The sequence below is a fragment of the Streptomyces zinciresistens K42 genome (genome assembly GCF_000225525.1).
Classification (GTDB): domain Bacteria; phylum Actinomycetota; class Actinomycetes; order Streptomycetales; family Streptomycetaceae; genus Streptomyces; species Streptomyces zinciresistens.
Genome location: NZ_AGBF01000001.1, coordinates 158,629 through 170,562, shown reverse-complemented (window position 1 = coordinate 170,562; position 11,934 = coordinate 158,629). Strand labels below are relative to the sequence as shown.

Here is an 11,934-nt window from a genome sequence, read left to right as displayed (position 1 = left end):
CCCCTTCTGCCCGCGGCACATGGCGGAATCGTCGCTCCGCGCCGGCGCGGAGGCGGCGACCAACCGGCTCCCCGCTGTCGGGGGCCTGCAAGGACAACTGGATGAACGACGCCGAGTACCCGCCGAACGTATTGCGCTTCCGCCCGCGCAAGGGTGCGCCCTTGCCCGCGGTCAGGAGCGGGATAGCGCACTGGCCGCTGCAATTACGCCAGCATGCGCCGGTCGGCCCCAACGGCCGCCCGTACTTCTTGCTGTCGATCCGCATGGAGGTGCCCTCCGGACGGTCCCGCGAACACACCGTGCTCGTCGAGGACCACGCGCCCCGCGCGCACATCTCCAACAGCATGACGTTCGGGCACATCCACTCCCGACTTCAAGAACCCCACGGCGGGCAGCCCTGCGCATATGCCGGAGAACGCTCCCTCCCCACCAGCGCCGAGGAAGCCCGTCTGTACCGGCAGTTCGCGGCCGAGGACGGGCCCCGCGACGGCCTCGGTGAGGTGACGGTCACCGTCCGGGTGGAGAACCGCTCGGGCACACCGGTGCTGGATCTGAAGCGCACGTTCTCCGAATGCAACCTGCTGCGCGACGTTCGCTCCCTGCTGCCGCTGATTCCCGAAACCCCATTCGGGGGCTCCGCATGAGCCGGCCTGCCGCGGCGCAACGACGAAAGGAGCCAGGTGTGTTGCCGAACCTGCTTGCTGTGCTCGCGCACCCTGACGACGAGGCACTCATGTGCGGGGGTGTCCTGGCTCAGCACGCCGAAGGGGGCGCCCGCGCGGCCGTCGTCACCGCCACCTGGGCGGCGGACAGCCCGCGCGCCGGCGAGCTCGCCGACTCCCTGACAGCCCTGGGGCTGGGCGAGGCGCCGCGCATGCTCGGCTACGCCGACCACCGCGTTCCCGAGTCCGCTCCCGGGCGCCCGCGGTGGTGCGATGTGCCCCTGGAGAACGCCGTCGGTGAGCTCGTCGCCCACATCCGGCAGGTGAGGCCCGACGTCGTCGTCACGCACGACGCCTACGGGCAGCTGACCGGCCACCCCGACCATCGGTACACCCACCAGATGGCCCTGCTCGCGGTGGCCGCCGCCGGGCTCGCCCGGCGATACCCGGATGCAGGCCCGCCGTGGCAGCCGTCCGCCCTCTACCTTGCGACCCATCCCGACTCGGGCACCGCAGACCTCGGCGAACTGCTGCACCAGGTCGGCAAGTCGGTGCTGAGCGTCCCCGACCAGCACGTCAGCGCGACGGTGGACGTACGGCCGTGGCTGGCCCGCAAATGGGCCGCGATCCTTGCGCATCGCAGCCAGGTAGAGCGGGAGCGGCCATTGCCGGGAATCTTGTCTCGGCTCCCGGAAGAGGTCCGTCACCGTGTCATCGGCACCGAGTACTACACCCGCATCAGCCTGGCCCACTCCCCCGGCCTGACGCACCTTGCGCCCTGATCCCGTCACCGGTCGGTGCACCGGACCGCCGCCCTCCTCCGGGGGCGCCACGCCAGCGGACCGCCCCGCGTGATCCGCACAGAAGGAGCCCTTGATGGACGCCTCACACGACACAAGTCCCGCCGCTCTTCCCGCCCCGCGGCTGATGTCGCACGCCGAGTACTCACGTTCCCGGCACGCGGTCTGGCTCAGCGCCGCGGCCCTGTTCACCGATCCGCTCGGGCGCATCCTTCTGGTCCAGCCCACCTACCGTGAGCAGTGGCTGCTGCCCGGTGGTGGCGCCGAGCCCGGGGAGAGCGCCGCGCAGGCGTGGGTGCGGGAGGTCGGCGAAGAGCTCGGCGTGGAGCGGACGCCGGGCCGGCTGCTGGCCGTGCACTGGCTTCCCCCGGATCATCCGGACATCGATGCCGGGAAGATCGTGCCCGGTGAGGTCCGCTACGTCCTGGACGGCGGCACCCTCACCGAGGAGGAGATCGCGGCGCTGCGCGTACCCGCCGATGAGCTGCTGGGCTTCGAGTTCGTCGACTCCACGCAGGCCCACGAGCGGATGATCCCGGTCGACGCGCAGATCATGCTCGCCGCGCTGCGCGCCCGCCTGTCCGGCACGACCGCGCACCTGGAAAGCGGCCGGCACGTCGGGGAGGCGCCGGCGCTGGACCGCCACGAGGTGTACGTACGGCCGCGGGCCGGCCGGGCATGGCCCTGGCACCCGGAACCGGTGCCGGACGCCATGCAGGTGAAGCAGGCGTGGGGGTGGCTGTTCGTGCCGGACGGCCGCGTGGTCCTCGTCGTGGATCCCGCGAACCGGCTCCCTGCCCTTCCGGGAGGAACCATCGAAAGCACGGATGATTCGCCCGAGGCGGCTTTGAAGCGTGAGTCGTTCGAGGAAGCCCAGGTGACCATCGGCGACGACATCGTGCGGCTGGGCTGGGTCTATGACGCGACCGGGGAGGTCTACGGCGGTATCGGGCCGTGCGCGCGCCTCCGCCTGGCCGCCCCCGTCACGGACGTGGGCCCGGGCGGGGTGGATCCGGCCACCGGCCGTACCTTCGCCCGGCTCCTCGCCACTCCCGACCAGGCGGCCGCGCTCCTGGGCTGGGGTGAGACCGGCTACCGGCAGGCGGAGCTCGCCGCCCGCTGGGCGCACGAGAGGTGGGGTATCCCTCACGCGGCGCCGGGCCCGGTCACCGAATTGCGCGCCACGCACGCATGAGCGCGCCGTTCACTCCGTCACGCGCCCCGCCCGCGGCGCTAGCTCGCCCGGATCCAGCAGCCAACTCAACAACCGATAACGGGAGGGGACTTCGTGCGGACGATACGTCTTGCCAACCTCAACGCCTACAAGCTCGGCCGCGACACCATCGACACCGCGTCGTGGAAAGCGCGCGTGACCGCCATCGGCGAGATCGCCCCGGACATCCTGGCTCTCCAGGAAGTGATCGTCGACGAGACCCGGCCGTCCGCCGAATGGGCGACCGAGGCGTCAACGGTCATTCAGCAGCTCGCCGCCGAGACCGGGCTGAGCGCCACCACCGTGCACGCGGACGGCACGCCGGGCCCCACCGCGATGGCCAACAACCTGGCGCGCGGCTGGTACACGGCGCTGCTGTGGAACCCCAGCACCGTCAAGCCGGTCGCGGGGGGCTTCCGCCCCTACGGGGCGCCGGACTTCTGGCACGGGTTCACGACGGCGCGGTTCGATATCGGGGCCGCCGAGCCGGTCACGGTCGCCTCGTACCACGGCGACCCGTTCCGCGGGAACTGGCGGCGGGACGAGGCATTCCGCATCAAGAGCGTCTTCCGCACCACCGGCGGCGCCAAGCCCGGCCTGGTGCTGGGGGACTTCAACGCCCTGTCGGCGGCGAAGGTCGACGAGCCGGAAGGCGAACAGTTCTACGACCCCGAGCCCTATCTCGACCATGACCACGACGACCTGGAGTACCAGCTGCTGGAAGGGACGATCGGCAAGGAGCAGCTGGCCGACCGCCGCCAAAGCGAGGTGCTTCTGCGGCGCGGGTTCATGGTGGACGCCGCCGCTCACCTGAAGGTGCCGTGGCAGGCGACGGTCGGGCACTGGGAGGACGGGCGCGGCGACCCTGACCCGTGGGGTGCGCGCCGTATCGACCTGGTGTACACCACCCGGCCCGTCGTGCCGGCGCTGGTCAGCTACAGCACGCACACGAGTCCGGCCGCGAGGGAAGCCTCGGATCACCTGCCAGTGATCTGCGAGATCGACCCGTCCAGGATCTCCGGGGAGGCGTAATGCGGGACTTCTGGGAGACCCACCATTGGCCCAAGGGGGAGAGGCGGGCACACTGGCACCTGACGTTCGAGGACCAGCCGGCCGTGCATGACTTCGTCCGTCGGCACGCCGACCTCCTGTCTCAGCACCCGGAGTTGAGCCCGGTTCCGGTGGAGTGGCTGCACGCGACGCTCCAGTCCGTCGGCCCGCTGACGGCCGAGGCGGCGGCCGCGGTGGCGGATGCCGCGCGGCCGGCACTGGCGGGGATCGAGCCGTTCGAGATCGAGATCGGACCGGCGCAGGCGATCCACAACGGCGTCGTGCCGGCGATCTATCCCGAGGAGCGGATCTCCGAGCTGTACTGGGCTCTGCGGCGCGCGACCGAGGACGTGGTCGGCGTGGACACGATGCCCAAGGCCCCCGAGCGGTTCTGGCCTCACCTGAGCCTGGCCTACAGCGGCGCCCAGTGGGATCACGACGACCTGACCCGGGCCCTGGTCAAGCTCCGCCCGCCGCGCCCCCGGATGACGGTGACCCGAGCCGTCCTCGTCGACCAGGAGCAGACCTGGCGCGAGAGGTACACGTGGACGGTGATCGCCGAAGTGCCGCTCGGCGCAGGCGGCGCCCAGGCGTAGCCATCTCCCGTCGGCGCGCACCGGTGCGCGCCGATGCCCCCGACATTCCTTACGCACACGATGGAAGGCACTCCTGTGCAGATAACAACCGGAGAGGTCTGCGGCGGCGGCCGCCCGTCCGAGGACCGCATCCTCGTCAATACCGACGCCACCCTGGTGGTCGTCCTCGACGGCGTTTCCACCCTCAGCGATGACGCCCCCCGCGGCGGCTGGTACGCCCAGACCCTCGGCGAGGAGGTCATCGCGGTACACGAGCGCGCCCAGCACCTTGACCTGCGCACCACGCTCCACGAGGCCCTCACCACTGTGGCCGGCGAGCACGGCCTGGTCCCGGGCGCCTCGCCGGCTGCCACCGCGGCGATCGTGCGCCACCGCCCCCACGACCACATGGTCGACGCACTCGTACTCTGCGACACGCCCGTGGTCGTCGAGCAGCGCGACGGCTTCGAAGTGCTGCGCGACGAGCGCCTGGAGACTCTCGTCCGGCTCTCCCCCCACCGGGACGTCATGGCCGAGCAACTGCGCGCCGGGGGCGGGTTCACCGCGCCCGAACACCGCCGGGTGCTGCAGCAGTTGCGGGAGCACCAGATGCAGCACATCAACCAGGTCGGTGACCCGCTGGCGTACTGGGTGGCCGAGGCCACGCCGGCGGCCGCCCGCCACGCCGTGGTGCGGTCCTGGCCCGTCTCGGACCTCAAGCGCATGTGGGTCATGACCGACGGCGCCCTGGCCGGAATCGAGTCCTACGGGCTCTGGTCCTGGGCTGCGTTCGCCGACGCCTGCACCGCGATCGGACCCCAGCAGGTCGTCGACGCCATCCACGCCTACGAGCACGACGACGACCCGAGCGGCGTCAAGCACCCCCGCTACAAGGTGTCCGACGACAAGGCCCTGGCGTGCATCGACCTCGGGCCGACGGCATGAACGACCCGGCGCCGGTCTGGGCCCAAGAACACCATCGGCGAATCGGTCCGGGCGCCCGCGCCCGTGAAGCCACCCTTGATACGGCGGCGTTGAGTAAGGAGACCACATCGTGAAGAAGTTCACGCCGCAGTTCCGGGGTGGCGCCTGGTCCGACGGGCTGAAGGTCCTGCACGTCTACCTGCTACCCGACCTCACGGTGGACCGCGAGCTCGCCCAGCTCACCGCATCGTGTCACGAGGCGATGGCACCGTATCCGATCACCCTCCTCACGGGCGGGCTGCTGCACACAACCGTGGAGATGATCGCGGACACCACCGCAGACCGGATCAGCGCGGCCGAACGTCAGGACCTCGTCGAAGCCCTGCACAAGCACATCGGTGACCTGGCGCCCTTCCAGATCACCGCGGGCTCGCCGATCGCCAACAAGGCCGGAGCCCTGCTGGACCTCGCGCCCGACGAGCCGCTGATCGACCTCAAGGGACACGTGCAGGATGCGTTGATCGAAGCCCGCGGGCCCGACGTGATCCAGCACGACGGAGGCCGCCACCACATGTCCCTCGGATACAGCTGGGACACGGCCAACAGCGATCCGCTGCAGAGCGCGCTGCGCCGCATCTCCCCCAGCCACGTCCCCTTCCACGTCAGTCAGGTGCACCTGCTCGAGGTCGGCTTCGACGAGCGGCCACGCGACAACGGCAAGACGGCGTGGGAGATCTCCTGGAACTCCGTCGCCGTGATCCCCCTGAACGCTTGACCACCCGCCGGGGGCGCGGCGCCAGTGCGCCGCGCCCCCGGCACCCCTCCCACCACAAGGACTGCGATGCCGCCATCACCGATACCTGCGACGACCGTTGTGCTCGCTGAGCACCCCTCTGATGATCTCGATGCGCTCGCGCCGCTGTGGGGCGAGCTGCTGGACCACCATGCGGCCAGTGCGCCTCACCTCGGCGACCTCGGCGAGGTGCGCTCGGCGGAAGAGTCATGGCAGATCCGGCGCGCGGAGTACCGCGCCTGGCTGGACGAGCCCCACGCGAAGATCCTCACCGTCCGCGACCACGACCAGCTCCTCGGGTACGCCTTCGTACGGGTCATTGCGGCAGCCGGATCGTGGAAACTCGGCGACCGTGTCGGCGTCCTGGAGACCCTGGTCATAACCGCCGACGCCCGGGGACGCGGCCTGGGACGCCGGCTGCTCCAGGCGGTCGACGACCACTGCCGGGCCCACGGCGCCACGACTCTGCGGATCAGCGTCATCGACGGCAACACCGCGCACGACTTCTACGCCCGGCACGGCGCGGTCGCCTTCACCAACACCCTCCTGCTCCCCCTCCCCGTGTCCGGCATGACGGTGCCGGCGCCCCGGCCGGCCTCAGGGCCGGAGCCCGGCGGCGGAGCCTGGGAGGTGATCGAGCGCGTCACGGTCCCCAAGGGGGCTGCTGCGAACGAGGACGAACTGCTCGTCGCGGACGGTGGGCTGGTGGCCGTGGTCGACGGTGCCACGGACAAGAGCGGACGGGACTACGGAGGGCTGACCGGCGGCGCGCGTGCCGCCCGATGTGTCCGCGACACCCTCGCCCGCATGGCTGCGGACACTGCGCCCGACCGGGCGGTGGACCAGATCACCACGGCACTGGCCAAGCTGCGAACGCAGTGGAACGTTCCGGCCGATGACCCGGTCGCCCCCAGTGCGGCCGCAGCCGTTGTGGTGCCCGCCCTCCGTCTCATCTGGCGGGTCGGCGATGTCCACGTGGCCCTGCGGCGCGGCGCGACGTGGACCCGCCTGCCCGCGACGAAGCGGATCGACGACGTCCTGGCCGGCACGCGGGCCGCGTACACGCACTGCATGATCGCCGGCGGCCGCTCCGAGGAGGAGATCGCGGCGCAGGACCCGGGCCGCGAGGTCATCCTGCCGGTCCTGAAGGAACAGGGCAGGCTGGCCAACCGGCCGGGCCCGTACGGCTACGGCGTCCTCGACGGCACCCCGGTGCCGGCCGACTTCGTGGAGGTCATTCCGTTCGATGACCAGGTGGAGGAGATCGTGCTGGCCAGTGACGGCTTCCTGTCGCCAGCGGCGACGCTGACGACGGCCGAGGCCGAGCTGCAGGCAGCGATTGCCCAGGACCCGCTGCGCATCGGCATGAACCCCGGCACGAAGGGGGTCAAGCCCGGCGCGGTCAGCTTCGACGACCGCACCTACGTCCGTCTGCGCCGCTCGCCCGGCCCCGCCTGGGCCGCCACGCCCCCGGGCGCAGCAACACCCGAGCGCGACAGCGGGCGCGGGAGTCTCCTGGAGCGCCTTCAGGCGCGGGCCGGACTCGCCTTCCGCGACGGAGACTTCGAACGCGCGGACGCTCTGTACGCGCATGTGGTGAGCGTGATGGAGCAGTCCGGCGCGCAGGGCACGCTGCCGTACTTGGCCGCGCTGCACGATCATGCCCTGGTCTGCTACGGCCAAGGGCGGTGGGCCGACGGGGAAGCCCGGCTGCGGGAAGTTGTGCAGGGCCGGGAAGAGCTCGCGGGCCCGGTGGCGGCCGGGACGGTCGGGGCGATGGCGCGCCTGGCCGAGGCCGTCGGTGAACAGGGTCGGTGGGAGGAGGCAGAGACGCTGGCCCGTGAGGCTGTCCATCGCGCTGAGACGGGACTGCCGGCGACGCACGAGGAAGCCCTGGCCGCGCGGCTGGCCCTGGCCTGGGTGCTCCAGCGCACCGGGGCACCGGACACCGAGGAGGTCCTGCGGGCGGTGGCCGGTGATCTGGCCCGGGTGCTCGGTGTCCGGCACCGCACCACCTTGGCCTCACGGCATCTGCTGGCGCGGCTGTTGCGGGAGCAGGAGCGCTACGACGAGGCCCTCGCCGTCGTCCGCGAACTGGCCGCCGACCGTGCCGGAACGCTGGGGCCCGAGCACCCGCACACCCTACGGGCGCAGGCCGACCTCGCGGTGCTCCTGCACCAGGTCGGCCACCAAGAGGAGGCTGCCGACCTGGCGCGCTCGACCCTTGCCGACAGCGCCCTGGTCACCTCCCTTCTGGGAGCCGCTCAGCACCACGACCAGCAGATCCGCACCGCACTCGGGGCGATCACCAGCGGCTGACCCTGCCCTCCGTCTCACCCCGCTCAGCTACGAGGAAAGGTTGTTCGTGGATCTTCATCCCGCGACTCATCTCATCGGTGATCGACCGCCCACGCTGGAAGAGCTCGGCGTGCGGCTGCGCGCGGTGAGCGCCGCGCATCCGCAGCTGTGCCATCTGCGGACCGTCGGCCGCTCCCGTTCCGGCCGGCCGGTGGATCTGTTCACCGTCCAGGGCGGGCCCGTCGATGTGCTTCTCCTCGGCGCCCCGCACCCGGACGAGCCGTTCGGCCTGGCCACCATCGAGGCCCTCGCCAGGTACGTCAGCAGGCATGCCGAGACCCGCGAGAGATACACCTGGCACTTCATACCGTGCACCGATCCCGACGGGTCCGCGCTCAACGAAGCATGGTGGACGTCGTGGCCGCCGACCATGGAGTCCTACCACCGCGGGCTCTACCGGCCGGCCGGAGCGGACCAGCCCGAATGGACGTTTCCCACCGAGCACTTCACCGCCCCGCTGCCCGAGACGCGGGCCATGATGACGGTCATCGACAGCGTGCGCCCCCGCCTGCTCGTCTCCCTGCACAGCGGCAACTGGGACCACTGCCACTACATGATCACGCCCGGAGAACCACAGCTCGTGGGCGTGCTCGCCGCCGCGGCCGACCGCAGCGCGCTGCCCGTCGCCTCCGCGCCGAGCGACTGCGCCGGCTGGGACAGCCCCGGCCACGGCGTGTTCGTTCTCCCCCGCCCCCAGCCGGCCCCGCCCGACGCCGCATGGGAACCCACCGGCATGAGCAGCGCCCACTACGCCGCCCGGCACAGCGCCCTGGGCATTTTCCCCGAGGTGCCGATGTGGCGTACGTGCCCGCTCACCCTGCCCGCGGATGAGAGCATCGCCGTCCTGGACCAGGCCCGTACCGCCGTCAACGACGCGCTGCACCGGGTGCTGGCGGCCGACTGCGGCAAAGAGAGCATCTTCACCGCGGCCGTGCGTGACCAGGCCGCGATCATGGCGTACATGATCGGGCAGGTGCAGCAGCACCCCGCCCTGGCCGCGGATCAGCCGCTCACGCTGACGGTGCCGCTGCGCGCCGCCGGCATGCTGCTGCGCCACCTCCGGGACCGCTGCGCCAGCCAGCCCCGCAACGCTGCCCTGCGCAGCGAACACGAGGCGGTGGAGAACGAGTTCGGCGCGTGGTGCCGCCGAGCGCAGGCGGCTTTGCGGCCAGAGCCGGTGCCGGTGGCCCAGGCGGTGACCTATCAGATCACCACGGTCTTCGCCGCCGCGGAGATCGTGGCCGGGCGCGAGAAGCGACCGCTGGTGCACCACGACGAGGACCTCGGCGCCAGCCGATGAAGGCGGCGCCCGATGCTGCCGCTGCCCCCTCAATGGGCGTGGCGGCGGCAGCGCCGAGGGCCGAGAAGGACGACGATGAACGACGACTCGACGCGCATGCTCGGCGGGCGGTACCGCCTCTCCGTGGAGCGCCAGCCGGAGATAGCCGATGCGCCCGTCATGCACGGTGTGGACATGCTCAGCGGGCACGAGGTGACACTGACCCGCGTCGTCCTCCCCGAGACGCTCACCACCGACCCGCTGGTGAACGCCCCGACCGATACTTCGCCAGACGGCCCGCAGGCGGAGGAGCCTGTGCGCACCGCATACGAGGCGGTGCGTGCCCTCACCCGGCTGCCCGACCATCCCCATCTCGCCCAGGTCTTCGACGTGCTGATCGAGGGCGAGACGTTGTGGATCGTCAGCGAGCGCGTACCCGCGCGCCCGATGTCGGTCCTTCTTCGGCGTGCGGCACTGACCCCGCTGCGGGCCGCCGAGATCGCGCGCGAGATTCTGCGCGCACTCCGGCACCTTCACGCGCGCGGCTGGCTCCACCGCAACATCACGGCGGACACCGTGTTCATCGGCGACGACGGCGGCGTCCTCATCGACGGCCTCGCGCAGAGCGTCGCCGAGGAGGCCCTGTGCGGGCACCGGCCCCGGCCGCTCCCGCACCCACACGACGACGAGACCGCTCGGCGCACCCCCCTCCACCGGCCCGAATCCTCCCCCGAGCCCGGTTTTCAGACGCAGCTGCCCTGGCCGGGGCGGCTGCCGGCTGGGTTCACACCCGCACGCGGCGGTGGCGGGTCGGCCGCGCTACGCGCCGACGCCCAGCGCCAGGCAGCAGCCCGCCCCTCCCGCCCTGCCGATCATCCGGCCACGGCCAGCCGGGACCGCGCCGACCCGCCACCGGCTCCCTGCGACGCGGCGGACGACTTTCCCGGTCCGGTCACGGCGCTCGAGGCGCGCCGGGCTCTAGACGCGCGAATGGTGCGCATCGGTGCCGTCACCGAACGGTGGGCGCCCGAACAAGCCGCGCCCGTCACCGAAGCGTGGCAGCTCGCGCCGCCACTCGGGCCGGGTGTCGACCTGTGGGCGCTCGGCGTCCTCCTCTTCCGCGCGCTCCAAGGCCACCCGCCCTACCCGGAAGAAGATGTTGAGGAGCTCGTCGACCTTGTGTGCGCGGACCCGCCCGCCTTTGCCGAGGACTGCGGGGAACTGCGTGCCGTCATCGAGTCCCTGCTCCGTCAGGACCCCGCGCAGCGGCTGTCCATCGACGAAACCGACCGCTGGTTGGTGTCCCTGCTGCGTGCCGCCCGTGAACCCGCGCCTCCCAGTGAGCCGGCCGAAGAGCCGGCCAGCCGCCTGCCGGTGCTGCGTTTCCGCGGCCACCTGGTCCGTCGCCGCCCCGCCGGGCCGGTGGCCGTGCGGCCGGGGCGGCACCGTCGTACACGGACGGTGCCGCGCCTACGGGGACGCACTCTCCTTATCGCCACCGCTGTCCCCCTGGCCCTGGGCGCGACGGTCTACGTAGCTCTCGCCGCCCTGCCCCGGACAGGCCAAGCCGGTGCCCCGGACACCCCGGCCACGAAGGCGCCCACTGCGGCACATCCCACAGGCCCACCCGCCGCCTCCGCCCCTCCCTCGGGCCAGCCGCCCGCCGACTCGGCCCGTGACGACCCGGCCGGCTTCCAGCTCGCCGTCGGGACCGGGTGGAAGCGCCACGCCGAGCCCCTTCAGTCCCGCGTCCGCTTCACCCGCGACGACCTCACCCTGATCGTCGTACCCGGCCGCGACACCGTCGACGACCACCCGGACCCGCTCGACTACCAGAAAGCAGAACCGGAACTCGCCGCCTACCGAGCCGACCCCGCCTGCACCGCAGACGGTGTCCGGCGCGTCGAGATCGGGACGGACCAGGCGCTGGCCGAGGGCCGGTACACGTACGCCGACGCCCGAGGGACCGTGCTCTACGCCCGCAACCAGGCCGCCATCATCAGCGGCCGCTACCACGTCATCTTCGTCGTGGGCCCAGCGGCACAACGTGAGCGCGTCGCCGAGGTCTTCGACCGGGCGATCGCCACGTACCAGCCGCCCTCACAGCCGTGAACCGGCCGTGGCCCGGGGCTCCGCCACGGGCTATCACGGCAATGTGCTGCCGTTGATCCCGCTGAGTGGCACCCGCCGGTGGTCTCCTCCTTGCGACTGTAGGCCAACTACGCATCCAGCGGCGCCCGTCGAGTGTGCGGAAGCATAGGTATGCGATCGCCGCGGTGT

General features: G+C 71.9%; 10 protein-coding genes. All 10 read left to right on the top strand.

Annotated elements, in window-relative coordinates:
• The first annotated feature begins 101 nt into the window (after positions 1-101).
• Entirely contained in the window at positions 102-644 is a 543-nt protein-coding gene (locus tag SZN_RS00810) for a hypothetical protein (protein ID WP_050814972.1), read from the top strand.
• Between the two features lie 41 nt (positions 645-685).
• Entirely contained in the window at positions 686-1,444 is a 759-nt protein-coding gene (locus SZN_RS00805) for a PIG-L deacetylase family protein (protein ID WP_043727265.1), read from the top strand.
• Positions 1,445-1,538: 94 nt separating this feature from the next.
• Entirely contained in the window at positions 1,539-2,657 is a 1,119-nt protein-coding gene (locus tag SZN_RS00800; RefSeq protein ID WP_007490613.1) for an NUDIX hydrolase, read from the top strand.
• Positions 2,658-2,750: 93 nt separating this feature from the next.
• Entirely contained in the window at positions 2,751-3,707 is a 957-nt protein-coding gene (locus SZN_RS00795) for an endonuclease/exonuclease/phosphatase family protein (RefSeq protein ID WP_007490612.1), read from the top strand.
• Between the two features lie 83 nt (positions 3,708-3,790).
• Entirely contained in the window at positions 3,791-4,321 is a 531-nt protein-coding gene (locus SZN_RS37495) for a 2'-5' RNA ligase family protein (RefSeq protein WP_167546272.1), read from the top strand.
• 75 nt (positions 4,322-4,396) lie between these two features.
• Positions 4,397-5,245, top strand: a complete 849-nt coding sequence (locus SZN_RS00785; RefSeq protein ID WP_007490610.1) for a hypothetical protein — start codon at positions 4,397-4,399, stop codon at positions 5,243-5,245.
• 109 nt (positions 5,246-5,354) lie between these two features.
• Positions 5,355-5,999: a 2'-5' RNA ligase family protein gene (locus tag SZN_RS00780; RefSeq protein WP_007490609.1), complete on the top strand. Its 645-nt coding sequence runs from the start codon at positions 5,355-5,357 to the stop codon at positions 5,997-5,999.
• 99 nt (positions 6,000-6,098) lie between these two features.
• Positions 6,099-8,336 (top strand): tetratricopeptide repeat protein, encoded by a 2,238-nt coding sequence (locus SZN_RS37490; protein WP_007490608.1) that lies wholly within the window; start codon positions 6,099-6,101, stop codon positions 8,334-8,336.
• A 46-nt stretch (positions 8,337-8,382) separates the two neighbouring features.
• A complete protein-coding gene (locus SZN_RS00770; RefSeq protein ID WP_167546271.1) occupies positions 8,383-9,675 on the top strand; it encodes a M14 family zinc carboxypeptidase in 1,293 nt (430 codons plus the stop codon).
• A gap of 75 nt (positions 9,676-9,750) precedes the next feature.
• Positions 9,751-11,766 (top strand): protein kinase domain-containing protein, encoded by a 2,016-nt coding sequence (locus SZN_RS00765; protein ID WP_007490604.1) that lies wholly within the window; start codon positions 9,751-9,753, stop codon positions 11,764-11,766.
• The last annotated feature ends 168 nt before the right edge of the window (positions 11,767-11,934 follow it).

Coding starts and splice junctions, on each gene's coding strand:
- SZN_RS00765 (WP_007490604.1), top strand. CDS start 9,751: ATGAACGACGACTCGACGCGCATGCTCGGCGGGCGGTACCGCCTCTCC.
- SZN_RS00810 (WP_050814972.1), top strand. CDS start 102: ATGAACGACGCCGAGTACCCGCCGAACGTATTGCGCTTCCGCCCGCGC.
- SZN_RS00800 (WP_007490613.1), top strand. CDS start 1,539: ATGGACGCCTCACACGACACAAGTCCCGCCGCTCTTCCCGCCCCGCGG.